The sequence below is a fragment of the Streptomyces ambofaciens ATCC 23877 genome (genome assembly GCF_001267885.1).
Taxonomy (GTDB): domain Bacteria; phylum Actinomycetota; class Actinomycetes; order Streptomycetales; family Streptomycetaceae; genus Streptomyces; species Streptomyces ambofaciens.
The window spans coordinates 6,486,156-6,502,379 of record NZ_CP012382.1 but is presented as its reverse complement, the minus strand read 5'-3'; the positions used below and the strand labels follow the sequence as shown (position 1 = coordinate 6,502,379).

The following is a 16,224-nucleotide window of genomic DNA, read 5'->3' as shown; positions in this document are numbered from 1 at the left end:
GGGACGGGACGTGTCCCGCGGCACGGTGTCCGGCGTCTGCCACGGCACTCTGGGCGAGCTGTACCAAGGCCCCTTGCGGGCGGGCACCGAACCTGAGATCGCCGTGGTGTCCTTTCCCGTCGACCGTCACTCCTGGGTGTACTTCACACCGGGGACGACGGCCGGATCGCCGCGTTCGCCGGCACTGGGAGAGAAGGCGGCGACGGCGGCGCGGCTCTTCCTGGCCCACTACGGCCTCGCCCTGCCCCCGGGCGACTGGCGCACCCACTCCGAACTGCCGGTGGGTGTGGGGATGGCCAGTTCGACGGCGGACATCGTGGCGACGCTGCGCTGCCTGTTCCGCCTCTTCTCCCTGCCGTACGACGTGGACGTGGTCCTCGGCATCCTGGCGGACATCGAGCGCGCCGACAGTGTCTTCCTCGACGAGTTCGCCCTGTATCTCAGCGGCCGGCACCGGGTGGTGCGGCGGCTGGGCCCGGACATCGGCTTCCACACCGTGTACGTCACGGAACCCGGCACGGTGGACACCGCCGCCGTCACTCCCCTGCTGCTGGACCACTACCGGCGCCGCGGCGAGGAGTACCAGCGGTGTCTGACCGACCTGGTGAAGGGCTTCGACTCGGGCGATCCGGCCGCCGTCGCCCGTGCCGCGACGGTCAGCGCCGCCCTGTCCCAGGAGGTGCTGCCCAAGGCGACCTTCGGCAGCCTGCAAGCCCATCGTGAGCGCTTCGGCGCCGACGGCGTCTTCGTCGCCCACACCGGCTGCCTGGCCGGCTACCTCTTCACCGCACGCCCGCGGGCCGAGGTCAAGGCCGAACTCTCCGCGTTCTTCCTCTCGCTCGGCCACCAGTGCACCTTCGCCCAAGGAGGCTACGGGTGATCCACCCCCACATCGCCGACGCCCTGAAAGTCCCGGACCTCGTCCGGCTCACCGACGGCCTGGTCCTGCTGAGGTTCGAGTCGATGAAGATCTACTCGGCCCTGGCCGCCGTCCGCCATCTGCTGGAGCGGGGCACCGTCCGTCCGGGCCAGACCCTGATCGACAGCTCCAGCGGCATCTACGCCTACGCCCTCGCCCTGGCCTGCCACCGGTACGGCATGCGGTGCCACATCGTCGCGTCCACCACCGTCGACGCCACCACCCTCGCCCAGCTGGAGATCCTCGGCAGCACCGTGGAACAGGTCAGACCGTCGCGGAACCTCAAACTGGACCAGGAACTGAGGGTGCGACGGGTGCGCGAGATCCTCGCCGAGCGTCCCGGCCACCACTGGATGCGCCAGTACCACGACGACATCCACTACCTCGGCTACCAGGAGGTCGCCGACCGGATCGCGGCGGAGTTCCCGGCCGCGCCGCTGACCGTCGTCGGCGGGGTGGGCAGCGGGGCCTCGACCGGCGGCATCGTGGAACGCCTGCGCGGGACGGACCCCTCGGTGCGGCTGGTCGGCGTCCAGCCCTTCGGCAGCGTCACCTTCGGCAGCCAGGACCATCACGATCCCGAGGCGATCATCGCCGGCATCGGCTCGTCGATCGTCTTCGACAACGTCCGCCACCATCTCTACGACACCGTGCACTGGCTGGACTTCACCCACGCCATGTCCGGTGCCGTCGCCCTGCTGCGCGAGCACGCGGTCTTCGCCGGACTGTCCACCGGTGCCGGCTACCTGACGGCGACGTACGAGGCCCGCCGCCACCCCGACCGACTGCACGTGGTGATAGGGGCCGACACCGGACACCGCTACGTGGAGCGCGTGTTCGCCCGGCACGCCGAGGCGCTCGATCCGGCCGCGCTGAAACCCCACGAGGTCCGCGGTCCGGAGGAGATGACCATACCCTGGTCGAGGATGTCCTGGCAGCGCACCCCCCGCCCGGCGGGCCGGAAGGAGAGTGCCGCATGACCGTGGCCTGCCTGGAGTCCCTGACCTTCGGCCTCGGCCATCTGGTCCGCGCCGCCGACCGGCTCGGCGAGCGCCTGCTACTCCTCACCCGGGACCCCGCCTACTACGCCTACGAACTGGACCGGCTGCCCGGCGACGCCCTCGACGTCGTCGTGACCGACACCTTCGACGTGGAGCGGGTCGCCGCCCTGCTCCGGCGTACCCCGGGGCTGCGCGGTCTGGTCAGTTCCACCGACACCTGGACGCTGACCGGCGCCGCCCTCGCCGAACGCCTCGGCCTGCCGGGGCTCGATCCGGCCGTCCTGCGGCTGACCCGGGACAAGGCCGCCGTACGCGACAGGCTGCACGACGCGGGTCTCACCCGCGCACGGGCCGTCGAGAGCGCCGGCCCGGACCGCGAGGCACGCGGGCTGCTGCTCAAGGAGGCGGGGCTGCCGCTCGTGCTCAAGGACACCGCGGGCACCGGGAGCCAGAACGTGTGGCTGGTCCGGGACGAGGGCGAACTCGACGCGGCGCTGGCGGAGGCTTCCGGCCGGGACCTGAAGGGACGGCTTTTCGCCGAGCCCTATTTCAGCGGCCCGGTGTACAGCGCCGAGACGCTCACCTGGGACGGCCGCACCAGGCTGCTCGGTGTCTCCAGTCGGCTCATGTCGCCGGAACCGCACTTCCGGGAGGAGATCACCGCCTTCCCGGTGGCGTTCCCGAACCCGCAGCGGACATCGCTCGAGTCCTGGCTCGACCGGGTGCTCGCCGCCATCGGTTACACCGACCGGCCGGCCCACGTGGAGTTCGTGCTCACCGCGGACGGCCCGGAGGTGGTGGAGGTCAATCCCCGCATCGGGGGCGCCCTGGTCGGGGAGGGCATGTGCCGGGCGCTCGGCGTCAACGTGTACGAGGCGGTGCTGGAGGCCGCGCTCGGCCGCCGCCCCGGTCTGATGGACGCAGACCTTCCCGGCGGTCCGGCCGTCGCCTTCGTCCTCGGCTATCCGGCCGCCCCCGGCGTGTTCACCGGCGTCGCCGGGCTCGACCGGCTCACCGACATGCCGGGAACCTGCGCCTGGTACCCGGTCAAGCAGGTCGGCGAACGCATCGAGCACCTGGGCGACAGCCGTGGATACGCGGGCATCGTGTACGCGGAGGCGGAGACCGCCGAACTCGCCACCCACCGCGCGGTGACCGCCGCGAACGCCCTGCGTGTGCTCACCAACCCGATCCCCGACCCGATCCCCGGCCCGGCCGGCCGGACGGCGCCCGGTGGGTGAGCGCACCACCCGCGGTCCGGGCCTGCGGGCCTCGCTGTTCCCGCTCACCGGCCCGCTGCGGTTCCTGCTGCTCAGCTCGTTCCTCATTCCGCTCGGCAGCTTCATGGTCCTGCCGTTCATGTCGGTGTTCCTGCACGAACGGCTCGGCATGGGCCTCGGCGCGGTCGGCATCGTCCTGGCCGTGGCATCGCTCGTGCAGTTCTCCGGCGGCATCGTCGGCGGAGCCCTCGCGGACCGGATCGGGCTGCGCCGCACGATGCTGTGGGCCCTCGTCGTACGCACCGCCGGTTTCGCCGGGCTCCTGCTGGCCCTGCGCTGGCCGCCCCTCGCGATCTGGGCGCTGGTCCTGACCTGTTGCGGTGCCGCGCTCTACCTGCCCGCGAACAAGGCGTACCTGGTGCACGGCGTCGACGAGGAGCGCCGGCCGGCGTTCCTGTCGGCGGGCAACGCGGCCCTCAACGCCGGCATGGCCGTCGGCCCGCTCATCGCCGGACCGTTCGTCCTGTCGTCGCCCGGCTGGCTGTTCGCGGCCGTCACGGCGCTGTTCCTCGCGGTCACGGCGGGACACGCGCGGCTCCCCGGAACCGACGGGGACCACCCCACCGGATCGAAGGGAACGGCTCCCCAAAGTCTCCTGGCGGGCGTGGCGCTCCTGCCGTTCGCCGCCAACGCGCTCGCCTTCTACCTGTACTTCCACTTCCAGCACTTCCTGGCGGTGTACGCCGTCGAGCGTGCCTCCAGCGCGTTCTACAGCGTGGTGCTGCTGCTCTGCTTCACGCTGGTCATCGTCGTGCAGCCGCTCGCGTCCGGCCTGATCCGGCGCATGCCGTACGCCCTCGCCCTCGCGGTCGGCTTCACGGGCCTCGCCGCGGGCCTGGCCGTGCTGGCGGCCGGTACCCGGGCGGCACTGCTGGCGGGCGGCGCGCTGATCACCCTCGGGGACATCGTGCTGTTCCTCAAGAACGACCTGGAGGCACTGCGCCGCAGCCCGCGCTCCGACGCCGTGGTCTTCGGCCAGCAGCGGCTCGCCGCGGGCCTGGGTGCCTGCGCGAGCGGCGTGCTGGGCGGGCAGGTGTACGGCCTCGGCGAACGGGCCGGGCACACCGGCTGGTTCTGGCTGCTGGCGGCCGCCCAGTGTGCGCTGCTTCCCCTTCTGCTGCTCACGCTGCGCCACCGCACGGCGCGGCGCCCTGCCCCCGACGGCGACCATGAAGGAGCACTGACGCGCGATGACACGGACGGGCGGATTCCAGGACGATGACTTCTGGACCGAGTTCCACGACTTCCTCTTCTCCGAGCAGCGCTACGAGCAGGCCGAGGAGCTGCTGGACACCTCTCCCCTGCTCGCCCTCGCCGGGGGGTCACGCGTGCTCGACCTGTGCTGCGGGCCGGGGGTGTTCACCGTGCCGCTCGCCCGCCGCGGTCACCGCGTGACCGGAGTCGACCTGAGCCCGGCCATGCTGGACCGCGCGCGCAAGCGGTCGGCCGACGCCGGTGCCGACGTGACGTACGTGCGGGCCGACGCCCGCGAGTACGAGGCGCCGGGCGGCTTCGACGTCGTCCTCAACATGTTCACCTCCTTCGGGTACTTCGAGGATCCCGCCGACAACGCCCGCGTGCTGCGCACCATGCACACCTGCCTGGCACCCGGCGGCACGCTCGTCCTGGACCTCGCCGGGAAGGAGCTCCTGGCGCGCAGGGTCACCCCGCCCAAGGTGGTGCGCCGGGGCGAGGACCTGATGGTGCAGACCGACACCGTGCTGGACGAGTGGGCGCGGCTGCGCAGCGACTGGGTGCTGGTCCGGGGCGAACGGGTGACGCGGGCCACCCTGACCTGGTTCGTGTACAGCGCGGTGGAGCTGCGGCGGATGGCCGAGGAGGCGGGGTTCGGCCGCGTGGAGGTCTTCGGCGGGTTCGACGGACGCCCCTACGACGAGAACGCCGAGCGGCTGGTGCTTCGGGCGGTCCGTGAGGCCTGAGGGAGGAGCGGGGCGTGCGGCCGGGTCCGCACGCCCTTTGCCGGCGGCTCGGGGAAACGTAGGATCACCTGGTCATCGCCGCGACGGGAGACAGGAAGCCGGTGCGAATCCGGCACGGTCCCGCCACTGTGACCGGGGAGCGCCCCTCCGACATGCCACTGCGCACCGCGCGGGAAGGCGGGGGGAACGTCGATCCGGGAGTCAGGACACTGGTCCGTCGCGGGCCCGTCCCAAGGAGCGCGGACTCCAGGAGGCTTCACGTGTCCCAGCTGTTCGACCCTGCCCGCACACGGGTGTTCCTCCGTGCCACGGCCGCTGCCATGGCTCTCTCCTCAGTGCTGCTGACCGCCGGCTGCGGTGCGTCGTCCGACGGGAGCGGTGGGGACGCGAAGGCCTCCACGGCCGTACCCGCGGGCTTCCCGGTCACCATCGACAACTGCGGTGTGAGGACGACGTACGACGAGCCTCCGGCGCGGGTGGTCACCATCCACCAGCACCCGGCGGAGCTCATGCTCGCCCTCGGCCTGAAGGACCGCATGGTCGGCACGGCCTTCCCCGACTCCGCCGTCCTGCCCGAGCTGCGGAAGGACTACGAGGCGATCCCCGAACTGGCGGAGAGGGAGCCGTCGTTCGAGAGGATCCTGGAGGCCGAACCCGACTTCGTCTACGGCGGCTACGGCAGCGCCTTCGCCGAGAACGAGGGCCGCTCCCGCACGGCGTTCACCGACGCCGGCATCGACACCTACCTCAACCGCGAGTACTGCGGCAGGAAGCGGGTGACGATGAAGGACACCTACGACGAGATCCGCACCATCGGCGAGATCTTCGGTGTCCCGGACCGGGCCGACGCACTGGTCGCCGATCTCGAAGGCCGCGTCGACGAGGCCGCCGGCCAGGTCGAGGGCGAGCCCGAGGTGTCCGTCTTCGTCTACGACAGCGGCGACAAGAGCGCCTTCACCGCGGGCGGCAGGAGCCTGGGCACCGAGCTGATCCGGTCGGCCGGCGGCACGAACGTCTTCGCCGACCTCGACGACGTCTTCGGTGACGTCTCCTGGGAGCAGGTCGTCGAGCGCAGGCCGGAAGTCATCGCCCTCTACGACTACGCCGGTGCCGGCAGCGTCGAGGAGAAGAAGAGGTTCCTGCTCTCCCAGCCCGCGCTCGCCGACGTACCGGCCGTCAGGAACAAGCGGTTCGTCGTCCTGCCGCTGACCGCCACGCTGGTCGGCATCCGCTCGGCCTACGCGGTCGAGGATCTGGCTCGCGGGCTGCACCCCGAGAGCTTCCGGTGACCCAGACCGCCACCGGGCCGTACGACGAGCGGACGGTGCGGCCGCGGAAGTCCGGCGAGCCAGGGGCGGGCCGTACGAGATGGGCGGTCACGCTGCTCGTACTCACCGCCCTGCTGCTCGTCTCCGCCACGGCGGGCCTTGCGATCGGCTCCGTCCAGGTGCCGCCCGGCGAGGTGTGGGGCATCGTGACGCACGCGCTGGGTGCCGACCAGCGGGAACCGGACTGGTCGCGGGCCCGGGAGACCATCGTGCTGGACGTGCGGGCGCCGCGGGTACTGCTCGGTGCGGTCACCGGCGCCGGCCTGGCGGTGATCGGCACCGCCCTCCAGGCCCTGGTGCGCAACCCCCTCGCCGAGCCCTACCTGCTGGGCGTCTCCTCCGGCGCGTCCCTCGGCGCGGTCGTCGTGATCGTGTTCGGAGTCACCCTCTTCGGGCCGCTCTCCCTGTCGGCGGCCGCCTTCGTGGGCGCCCTCGGCGCGCTCCTGCTCGTGTACGCCGGCGCGCGCACCGGTGGCCGCATCACCTCGTCGCGGCTGGTGCTGTCCGGGGTGGCGATCGCGGCGGTGCTCACCGCGGTCCTCGACCTGCTGCTGCTCACCACCGGCCGGGGCAACGAGGCCCGCGCGGTCCTCGCCTGGACCCTCGGCGGCCTCGGCGGCGTCGACTGGGGCACCCTGTGGCTGCCGAGCACGGCTCTGCTGCTCGGTGTCGGCGTCCTCATGGTCCAGGCACGCAACCTGAACCTGCTGCTGGCCGGCGAGGAGTCCGCCACCACCATGGGCCTGGACGTGGCCCGCTTCCGCGCCCGGCTGTTCGTCCTGCTCTCCCTCGTCACGGGCGTGCTCGTCGCGGCGGCCGGACCGATCGGCTTCGTCGGCCTGATGATGCCCCACATCGTGCGCCTGTTCGTCGGCGGCGACCACCGCAGGGTCCTGCCGACGGCGGCACTCGGCGGGGCGGTCTTCCTCATCTGGGCCGACATCGCCGCACGGACGGTCGCCGCCCCGATGGAGATACCCGTCGGCGTGCTCACGGCCCTGTGCGGCGGGCCGTTCTTCCTGTGGCTGATGCGCCGGGACGCCCGGCGCGGCACCGACCGAGGAGCGGCATGACGGCGACCGACCTGAGCGTCGACGGCGTCACGCTCACCGCCGGAGCCCGCCACCTGGTGCGCGACGTCTCCCTGACCGCCCGTCCGGGCGAGACCATCGGGCTCGTGGGCCCCAACGGCAGCGGCAAGTCCAGCCTCCTGCGCAGCGTCTACCGCGTCCTGCGCCCGGACACCGGCCGGGTCCGCGTCGACGGTAGCGACGCCTGGTCGCTGCCGGTGCGCCAACTGGCCCGTACCGTGGCGGCGGTGGTCCAGGACTCGGCGGCCGACTTCGACCTCGCCGTCCGCGAGGTCGTCGCCATGGGCCGCACCCCGCACAAACGCCTTCTCGCCGGTGACACCCCCGAGGACGCCGAGATCATCGACTCCGCGCTCCTCGCGGTCGACGCCGTCCACCTGGCCGACCGCCCCTTCGACCGGCTCTCCGGCGGCGAGCGCCGGCGCGTGCTCATCGCGCGCGCCCTCGCCCAGCAGCCCACCCTCCTCGTCCTCGACGAACCCACCAACCACCTCGACATCCGGCACCAGCTGTCCGTGCTCGGCACCCTGCGCCGCCTGCCCGCCACCGTGCTGCTCGCCCTGCACGACCTCAACCTGGCCGCCTACTGGTGCGACCGCCTGTACGTCCTGCACGCCGGCGAGGTCTTCGCCTCCGGCCCACCCGCCGAGATCCTCACCCCGCGGCTCCTGGCCGAGGTCTACGGAGTGGCCGCGGAAGTCGCCGTCCACCCGCGCACGGGCGCTCCGCAGGTGACGTTCTTCCCCGAAGAGCCGCACAGCTGAGGGGCCCGCCGTGCTCTGCCCCGGCCCTTCGTGCTGTGGGGCCGGCGGGGAGGGCGGCGGCTCGTCAGCACCTCAGCCCGTGCGGGCGCCTTCGCGGTCCTCCAGGGCGCTGATGGCGGTGGCGGTGAGGCTGTGGGTGATGTGCTCGCGCATCAGCCGGCCTGCCTCGACACTCCGTCCCTCCTCGACGAGGTCGACGAGCTGGTGGTGTTCTTGCAGGTCGCGGGTGCGGGGTTCGTCGCCGGGCGGGAGTTCGAGACCGAGGCGTCGGTAGCGGTCGGACTTGTCCCACAGGTCGTCCAGGAGCTTGACGAGGACGTCGTTGTGGGAGGCCCGGTACAGGGCCTGGTGGAAGGCGCGGTGGGCGGTGAGTGCCTCCTCGCCCCACTGCCGCGTGACGGGCAGCAGCCTGCCGACGGCGGCGCGCATGGTCGCGATGTCCTCGTCGGTGCGCCGCAGCGCCGCGAGTTCGGCGGCGGTCGGGTCCAGGGACAGGCGGACCTCGAACAGCTGGCGGGCCTCCTCGGAGTTCATCGCGGAGACCCGGACGTCGCGGTGGGTCTCCACGGTCAGCAGGCCCTCGCTGCTGAGGCGGCGGATCGCCTCGCGCAGGGGTGTGATGCTCATGCTGAGGGACTCGGCGAGGTCGTACTGCGCCAGCCGTGCGCCTGCCGGGAGGATTCCCGTGAGGATGCGGCTGCGGAGTTCCGCGTAGGCCAGATCGCTTTTGCTGACGAAGAGGTTCGGACTGGTCATCGCCCCCGGTGAATCCTTCCTGGGTGCGTGCACCCCCCTTGACAGTGCCCATCACGGCCCCTCAGCCTAACACCGACGCAACTTATAAGATATGAGAAAGGGTCGTCGTGAAGATCACCAACGTGTACGAGGGCGTCGTCCCGATCAGCTCGTCGATCCGCAACGCCTGGATCGACTTCAGCTCCATGGACTGTTCGATCGTGGCGATCGAGAGCGACGTCGTCCGTGACGGCAAGCCGGTCGTCGGCTACGGCTTCAACTCCAACGGCCGCTACAGCGCGGGTGAGATCCTGCGCCGCCGGATCCTGCCCCGCCTGACCGCTGCCGAGCCCGGCTCCCTCCTGGACGAGCAGGGCCGCTTCGACCACGCCCGGGCGTGGGACGTGATGATGAACAACGAGAAGCCCGGCGGCCACGGCGAGCGCTCGGTCGCCGTCGGCGTCGTCGACATGGCCCTGTTCGACCTCGCCTCCAAGATCGAGGGCAAGCCGCTGTACCGGTACCTGTCCGAGCGCTACGGCGACGGACAGCCCGACGACTCCGTGTTCGTCTACGCCGCCGGCGGTTACTACGCGCCCGGCAAGACCCTGTCCGACCTCCAGGACGAGATGCGCGGCTTCCTCGACCTGGGCTACGACGTCGTCAAGATGAAGATCGGCGGCGCCGACCTGGCCGAGGACCTGCGCCGCATCGAGGCCGTCATCGACGTCCTCGGCGGTGACGGCTCACGCCTCGCCGTCGACGTCAACGGCCGCTTCGACCTCGACACGGCACTGGAGTACGGCCGGGCGATCGAGCCGTACGGCCTGTTCTGGTACGAGGAGATCGGCGACCCGCTCGACTACCGCCTCAACGCCACCGTCGCCGAGCACTACGCCGGCGCCATCGCCACCGGCGAGAACCTCTTCTCCCTCCAGGACGCCCGCAACCTGATCCGCTACGGCGGCATGCGCCCCGACCGCGACACCCTCCAGTTCGACCCCGCGCTCTCCTACGGCCTGGTGGAGTACCTGCGCATCCAGGACATGCTCAAGCAGCACGGCTGGTCCTCCCGGCGCTGCATCCCGCACGGCGGCCACCAGTTCTCCCTGCACATCGCCGCCGCCCTCAAGCTCGGCGGCAACGAGTCCTACCCGGGCGAGTTCCAGCCCACCGGCGGCTTCGCCGACGACGCCGTCGTCGAGAGGAGCCGCGTCGGCCTGACCGACATCCCCGGCATCGGCTTCGAGGCCAAGGCCGCCTTCTACAAGGTCCTGCGCGACCTGCACGGCTGACCACCGCCACACCGCACCGTGACACGCACGCCACCGGGCGGGCGCCGTCCGCCGGCGCAGCTCCATCCAGGCGCCACGTACGACCCCGGGGGACGCGAGCCGCTTCGCGTCCCTCGCGCACACCCCCCACGGGACAGGGCCAGACACGATCGTCGTGCAAGGGAGCACCCTCGATGACATCCACCACTACTGCCGCCGGCCGTCCGCAGCGGTCACGGCTGAACCGTCTGATACGTGAGCTGTGGTTCCAGGTCGTACTGGGCGCGGTCCTCGGCATCGCCGTCGGTATCCTCGCCCCCGGGCTCGGCAAGGAACTCAAGCCGCTCAACGACTGGTTCATCGACCTGGTCAAGATGATCGTCGTCCCGGTCGTCTTCTGCGTGGTCACCACCGGCATCGCCTCCATGGACAACCTCCGCAAGGCGGGCCGGATCGGGGTGAAGGCGATCGGCTACTTCCTGGTGCTGTCGCTGCTGTCCATGCTGATCGGGCTGGTGGTCGCCAACATCTTCCAGCCCGGCGCCGGGCTGAACGTCGATCCCTCGTCGCTGAACGCCGCCGACGTGCCCGAGACCGCCACCGAGCACGCCACCTTCACCGGCTTCATCTCCTCCTTGATCCCCACCTCCCTGCTCGGCGCCATCACCGGTGACGCCATCCTCGCCGCGCTCATGGTCTCCATCGTCTTCGGCGTCGCCCTGAACATGGCCGGCGAGGACGGCGCGCCCCTGACCCGCGGCATCAAGGCCCTCTCGGACGTCGTCTTCCGCATCGTGGGCTGGGTGATGTGGCTGGCACCGCTGGGCACCTTCGGCGCCCTGGCCACCGTGGTCGCCACCTACGGCGCCGAGAGCCTCAAACAGCTCGGCTACCTGATCATCCTGTTCACCGCGACCTGCGTCGTCTACGTCCTGGTGGTCCTCGGTGCCATCATGCGGGCCTGCCGTCTGAGCCTGTTCGGCCTGATGCGCTTCCTCAAGGCCGAGCTGCTCGTCGCCCTGAGCACCTGCTCCAGCGAAGCCGTCCTGCCGCAGCTCGTGCGCAAGCTGGAGACCCTCGGCGTCGGCCGGCCGGTCGTCGGCATCGTCATCCCCTCCGGGTTCTCCTTCAACCTGGACGGTTCCGCGGTCTACCTCACCATGGCCTCCCTCTTCCTGGGTCAGGCCATGGGAGTCGACCTGTCCTGGCAGCAGCAACTGGTCATGGTCGGGGTCATGATGCTCACCAGCAAGGGCACCGCGGGCATCGCGGGCGGCGCGTTCATCGTCCTGGCCAGCACCGTCACCGCGGTCGGCCACATCCCGCTGGCCGCGCTCTCCCTGATCGTCGGCATCGACCGCATCCTCAACGAGGGCCGCGTCTTCATCAACGTCCTCGGCAACGCCGTCGCCACCCTCGTGATCGGCAAGTGGGAGAAGGACCTCGACACCGACAAGGCACGCTCGATCCTCAACTCCCGCGACCGGACGACGGCCCCGCGCACCGACGCCGAGGCCGAGACCGGCGCCCCCCGGGTCGGCGCCGACACCTGACCGTCCGCGTCGCCCGCGTCCGCCGACGGTGCTCCCGCCACTCCCGCTCCCCGGAATTCGTGGAGTCGCTGGGCGGCTCGGTGACCGCCTCGATGTGACCCGTTGCGGGGTCGGTCCGCTCGTCGGCGGCAGGGCGGTGGCTATGGGCCCGGAGGGGGCACGTCGCCGGGAGAGTGGCGGCTGCGGAAGCGTCGTTCGAACGCAGCGATCACCTGGGCGGCGCTTCCCGCGCCGGACGACGGCACCGCCAGACCGTCGCCGTCGTCGTCCACGTAGGCGACCTGGCCCACCGGGGTCGTGCTCCCCGGCGCGGGCACGTAGAGCCTCCAGCCGGTACCGAGTCTCTCCGCCTCGAACGCGTCCGCGGAAGGGCCCTTGGCCGAGCCCGCGGGCGGTTCGACGTGCTTGCGCGCCAGGGACAGGGCCGTCCCCTCGGGGAGCTCGTCCGGGGGGAGGGAGTACTGGACGCCCGCCACCGACAGCTGGAACAGGGCGTCATCGACGTCTTGGGCGTCGGCGTCGCCGAGCAGGCGAACGAGGGCTTCTCTGGTGACGGTTCCCTGGTGTCCGCTCGACACCAGTTCCTCGGCGGCCTGTCCGATGTCCTCGGAGCCGTCGGCGTCGGCCAGCCGGCCGATGACATCGGCCACGGTACGGTCGGTCCATACGCCCGGTACCGCGTTGGCGCATGCGGAGGCCGTCGGCGAATCGCCCCGGTACCAGCACCCTCCTTCCCACCAGTAGCAGAACGTCATCAGCCCCCGGCGGCCGCGCGGGTTCAGGACCGGATCGGCGACCCACTCCGGCGCCCCCCTGAACAGGTCGGGCAGGCGTCCCGTCGCATAGCCCGCGGCCAGCGACGGAGCGTTCCACACACCGCCGGACAGCACCGCGCGGTCGCCCGGCAACCGGTACAGGGTGCTTCCGCCGCGTGCCGCTCCCTCGAACCAGGCGAACCCCGGAGCCACCCGGGGCCCCCATTCCGACCCGGCTGCGACGAACGCGGCCGACATGACCGCCCACCGCGCCCACATCTCGGGGAAGGCGGGGAACTCGTTCACCGTCAACTGGGGCCAGCGGCTGCGCGCACGGTTCTCCCGCACCTCCCTCGCCGCTCGGCGGGGACTTCGCGACTGCCGGTCGCCATGATTGACATAGGCGTTCATCCACAGCGGGAGGTCTCTTCGGGGGTGTTCCGCCAGATCCGCTCGATAGGCCTCCGGCGGGAAGAGCTGGTCTTCCGGGAAGGGCGACTCACCATAGTCGTAGGTGACGTCGGCCTCGCCCTCGGCGGTGACCACCAGCGACATCCTCCACCATGGTCCGGCATCCGTCGTGGCGGTGACACCGCGCTGCTTCCGGATCAGTTCGACCTCCACCGGGGAGGGCTGGACCCTGAGAGTCGTGTCCGGGTAGTGCAGCGTGATGTCGATGGACTGCGCGCTGCCGGCCAAGGCGAACTCGGCGCTCATCTCCAGCCAGCCGGGCGGGGACCGGCGAGCGATGCTGTCCACGAGGTCGAAGATCATGGCTTCGGCCGTACTCTCCGCGTCGTTCACGGTCCCCTCGATCTCCCTCCCGTGCCTGCGCACGGTCACCTGGTGAAGACGTGCAGCCTGGGTGAGCAGACCTCCTGCCCGCTCACCTCCGCCGTGAGCCGGACCTGAGCGTGGTTGGGCATGTTCCGCTGGTACGACTTGAGGTGCAGGGTGTACCGGTAGACACCCTGGGGCGGCAGATACAGGGGGTCGGCCAGGTCGCACGTCGGACGCAGGTCCACCCGGTCCGGCGTCATGTGGTCCATGAGACCCACCTTGTACTGCTTCCTGACCGCCGGCATGACGATCTCGTACTCGTCCGCGGCCGGCCTGATGACGCTGGCCTTCGGATATCCGTACATGTAGATCAGCTGCTGCACTTCTTCGATCCAGACCCCCACCTTGGACAGGACGGCAGGCGAGTCGCCCGTGTTCAGCAGGACCAGGTCGAAGAAGAGATCGGCGTCATGGATCAGACTCGTGAGACTGAAGAGCCTCTCGCACCTGTCGGAGAACTCACAGGCGAGGAAGTCGGGCCGATGCGGGTACTCCGCCCAGCGCGGTCTCGTGTGCAGGGGGATTCCGATGTGCGCGAACCTCACCTCCGACCGCGGGGCTTGGTTGATGGTCACGTCGCCGATGTGGACGCCCGTGTTCGCATAGGCGTCCGCCTGGGCGTTCCCCGTCCGGTTCGCCCTGCCCTCCACCGGGCGGCCCTTCACTGGATACCCGTGTTCGCGTCACCGTCGGTCGACCTCGCGTCACCGGTGTCCTCGGCTCGTTGGGAGCCGTCGGCGGCGTGCCCGGTCTTCACTCCCGTGTTGGCGTCCCCGCGCCGGGTGGTCGCACTGCCCGTACGCGAAGCGACGAGCGTCGCCTGCTGCCGTGAAGCGTGCAGTGCGGCCCAGACGGAGACGCCGACCGCGGCCACGGCGGCCAACGCCGAGACCGACGTCGCGATCCTGTCCCCGTCCTCCCAGCGGACCACCGCCAGCCAGACGCCCAGCGCTGCGACCAGGAGGCCGGTCCCGGAGAGGACGGCGACACGGAGAGTGATCATCCGAAGATGGTCTCATGGGCATGACGCACCGTCAGCCCCTCCGATCGACCGGCATATGCCCCGCCGGTGTTGGCCGGATCGGTCTCGCCACGCTCCGCGATTCGGGGCCGAACACGGTGGTCAGGCCGGGCACCCCGAGTCGGCGATCACGTAGTGGCCGGGTGAGGTCTGCTGGAGCGTGTGGGTGGTGAACGTGTTCCACAGGCCCAGGGGCTGGCCGGAGCCACGGGCGTAGGCCCGGCCGCCCTCCGCGTAGGCCCGGCCGGCGACGGTGTGGTCGTAGTTGCTCGCCGTGTGGCACGTGGGCGTGAACCCCGTGGTGGTCGCGACGACCGCGGACGAGGGCGGGCCCGCCGCGCCCGCGGCGTCGACGGCGGTCACCGTGTAGCGGTACGTGCTGCCGGACGCCAGGCCGGTGTCGGTGTGGCGGGTCGACGCGGTCGTTCCGACCCGTGTGCCGCCGCGCAGGACGGTGTACGAGGCCGCTCCGGGGACGGCGTTCCAGCTGAGGGTGGCCGAGGTGGCGGTGGTCCCGGTGACGGCCAGTCCGGTGGGGGCGGGGAGCGTGCCGGGCTGCTCGCCGCCGCCGTCGCCGTCCAGCCCCCAGAAGCGGGCGGTGTGGTAGCTGGAGCAGATGGTGTCGAGGTAGTAGGTACCGGTGGTTCCGCACTGCTCGGGGCCGCTGCCGGGGTCGACCGCGAGTCCGTGGGCCATGCCGGAGATCGAGTAGACCTCGACCGCGGGCCTGCCGGAGGGGTCGTCGTAGACGGTTCGCGTGGTGCCCCCGGTGAGGGCGTCGGTGCGGGAGGGCGTCTGTCCGATGCCCCACACGTCGGTCCACTGGTCGCGCAGTTCGGTGGCGTTGGCGGGCCGGACGGTGGTGTCGGCGGTGCCCTGCCAGATCGCCACGCGTGGCCAGGAGGCGGTGCCGGCGGGGGCCGCCGAGCGGACCAGGTCGCCCCATTGGGCGGGCGTCCGGTCCGGAGGGCTGTACATGCAGGTGTAGGCCGCGGTCACGCTGTCGGCGCAGGAGGCGGGCAGACCCGAGTCGACGGCGCCGCCCGCGAAGACGTCGGGGTAGGCGGCGAGCAGGTTCGCCGTCATGCCGCCGCCGGCCGACAGGCCCGTGACGTAGACACGCCCGGGGTCGCTGCCGTAGCGCGAGACGGCCGCGTCCACCATCTGTCTGACCGACAGCGCCTCACCCCGGTCGCGGGCGCTGTCGCCCGGCTGGAACCAGTTGAAGCAGTTGTTGGCGTTGTTCGCGCTGCTCGTCTGGGGAAAGACCACCGCGAAGCCGTAGCGGTCGGCGAACGTGGGCCAACCCGAGTGGGCGTAGTAGTCGTTCGCGCTCTGGGTGCAGCCATGGAGGGCCACCACGAGCGGTGCGTCGGCGGGCAGGGAGTCGGGCACGTAGGCGTACATGGACAGGTTGCCCGGGTTGGTCCCGAAACCGGTGACCTGGGTCAGTCCCGCGGCGGACGCCTGCGGGCCCGCGGCCACCAGCCCGGCGGTGAGGGCGAGGGCGCCTGCCGCGGCGGTGATCCAGCCGCGGACGCCCATCGCGCGGCGGCGGCTCCTCGCGGAGCGGTACGGGGGGTGCGGTTGTCCCATGTCGGCTGCCTCCTGGGGATGGACACGCTCTGGGGCCGGCGCCAGGGGTTCTGGCAGCGGTGTCCGCGCATCATCCGGCGGTGGCATCCCGAACGGCATGGACCGCGCGAACAGGGTCGCCGCGAGT

14 protein-coding genes, 1 pseudogene and 1 riboswitch are annotated in these 16,224 nt (G+C 71.4%); of the genes and pseudogenes, 10 read left to right on the top strand and 5 right to left on the bottom strand.

Going from position 1 to position 16,224, the window contains the following annotated elements:
- Positions 1 to 10 precede the first annotated feature (10 nt).
- From SAM23877_RS28515 to SAM23877_RS28480, 8 genes and pseudogenes are all read left to right on the top strand, one after another.
- On the top strand, positions 11 to 880 hold the full coding sequence (locus tag SAM23877_RS28515) for a GHMP family kinase ATP-binding protein (protein ID WP_079030496.1): 870 nt from the start codon (positions 11 to 13) through the stop codon (positions 878 to 880).
- Positions 877 to 1,899, top strand: coding sequence for a cysteine synthase family protein (locus tag SAM23877_RS28510; protein WP_053139288.1), 1,023 nt, complete (start codon positions 877 to 879; stop codon positions 1,897 to 1,899). Before SAM23877_RS28515 ends, SAM23877_RS28510 begins: the two co-directional genes overlap by 4 nt.
- Entirely contained in the window at positions 1,896 to 3,161 is a 1,266-nt protein-coding gene (locus tag SAM23877_RS28505; RefSeq protein ID WP_053139286.1) for an ATP-grasp domain-containing protein, read from the top strand. Before SAM23877_RS28510 ends, SAM23877_RS28505 begins: the two co-directional genes overlap by 4 nt.
- Complete coding sequence (locus SAM23877_RS28500; protein WP_053139284.1) at positions 3,154 to 4,422, top strand: MFS transporter; 1,269 nt, start codon at positions 3,154 to 3,156, stop codon at positions 4,420 to 4,422. Before SAM23877_RS28505 ends, SAM23877_RS28500 begins: the two co-directional genes overlap by 8 nt.
- Entirely contained in the window at positions 4,391 to 5,140 is a 750-nt protein-coding gene (locus SAM23877_RS28495) for a class I SAM-dependent methyltransferase (protein ID WP_053139283.1), read from the top strand. The genes SAM23877_RS28500 and SAM23877_RS28495 overlap by 32 nt, the downstream gene beginning before the upstream one ends.
- A gap of 54 nt (positions 5,141 to 5,194) precedes the next feature.
- A riboswitch (cobalamin riboswitch) is annotated at positions 5,195 to 5,372 on the top strand.
- An 88-nt stretch (positions 5,373 to 5,460) separates the two neighbouring features.
- Complete coding sequence (locus SAM23877_RS28490) at positions 5,461 to 6,429, top strand: ABC transporter substrate-binding protein (protein WP_079030817.1); 969 nt, start codon at positions 5,461 to 5,463, stop codon at positions 6,427 to 6,429.
- On the top strand, positions 6,426 to 7,541 hold the full coding sequence (locus tag SAM23877_RS28485) for a FecCD family ABC transporter permease (RefSeq protein ID WP_053139279.1): 1,116 nt from the start codon (positions 6,426 to 6,428) through the stop codon (positions 7,539 to 7,541). Before SAM23877_RS28490 ends, SAM23877_RS28485 begins: the two co-directional genes overlap by 4 nt.
- Before the next feature lie 68 nt (positions 7,542 to 7,609).
- Positions 7,610 to 8,323, top strand: a pseudogene (locus SAM23877_RS28480) (ABC transporter ATP-binding protein); the annotation flags it as partial.
- Between the two features lie 72 nt (positions 8,324 to 8,395).
- On the opposite strand, the gene SAM23877_RS28475 reads toward SAM23877_RS28480, so the two are convergent.
- Positions 8,396 to 9,079 (bottom strand): GntR family transcriptional regulator, encoded by a 684-nt coding sequence (locus tag SAM23877_RS28475; RefSeq protein ID WP_053139275.1) that lies wholly within the window; start codon positions 9,077 to 9,079, stop codon positions 8,396 to 8,398.
- A gap of 107 nt (positions 9,080 to 9,186) precedes the next feature.
- Here SAM23877_RS28475 and SAM23877_RS28470 point away from each other — a divergent pair, with 107 nt between their 5' ends.
- Together SAM23877_RS28470 and SAM23877_RS28465 are read left to right on the top strand one after the other, a co-directional pair.
- Positions 9,187 to 10,353, top strand: coding sequence for a mandelate racemase/muconate lactonizing enzyme family protein (locus tag SAM23877_RS28470; RefSeq protein ID WP_053139274.1), 1,167 nt, complete (start codon positions 9,187 to 9,189; stop codon positions 10,351 to 10,353).
- A 173-nt stretch (positions 10,354 to 10,526) separates the two neighbouring features.
- The gene (locus tag SAM23877_RS28465) at positions 10,527 to 11,885 is read left to right on the top strand and encodes a cation:dicarboxylate symporter family transporter (RefSeq protein ID WP_079030495.1); all 1,359 of its coding nucleotides are present in this window, start codon (positions 10,527 to 10,529) and stop codon (positions 11,883 to 11,885) included.
- A gap of 140 nt (positions 11,886 to 12,025) precedes the next feature.
- Here the strand turns inward: SAM23877_RS28465 and SAM23877_RS28460 are convergent, their stop codons facing one another.
- The 4 genes from SAM23877_RS28460 to SAM23877_RS28445 form a co-directional block, all read right to left on the bottom strand.
- The gene (locus tag SAM23877_RS28460) at positions 12,026 to 13,444 is read right to left on the bottom strand and encodes a hypothetical protein (RefSeq protein ID WP_159042006.1); all 1,419 of its coding nucleotides are present in this window, start codon (positions 13,442 to 13,444) and stop codon (positions 12,026 to 12,028) included.
- A 35-nt stretch (positions 13,445 to 13,479) separates the two neighbouring features.
- A complete protein-coding gene (locus SAM23877_RS28455; protein ID WP_159042005.1) occupies positions 13,480 to 14,130 on the bottom strand; it encodes a hypothetical protein in 651 nt (216 codons plus the stop codon).
- A gap of 11 nt (positions 14,131 to 14,141) precedes the next feature.
- Entirely contained in the window at positions 14,142 to 14,483 is a 342-nt protein-coding gene (locus SAM23877_RS28450; protein WP_053139268.1) for a hypothetical protein, read from the bottom strand.
- Positions 14,484 to 14,603: 120 nt separating this feature from the next.
- The gene (locus tag SAM23877_RS28445) at positions 14,604 to 16,046 is read right to left on the bottom strand and encodes an extracellular catalytic domain type 1 short-chain-length polyhydroxyalkanoate depolymerase (RefSeq protein WP_053139266.1); all 1,443 of its coding nucleotides are present in this window, start codon (positions 16,044 to 16,046) and stop codon (positions 14,604 to 14,606) included.
- Between the last annotated feature and the right edge of the window lie 178 nt (positions 16,047 to 16,224).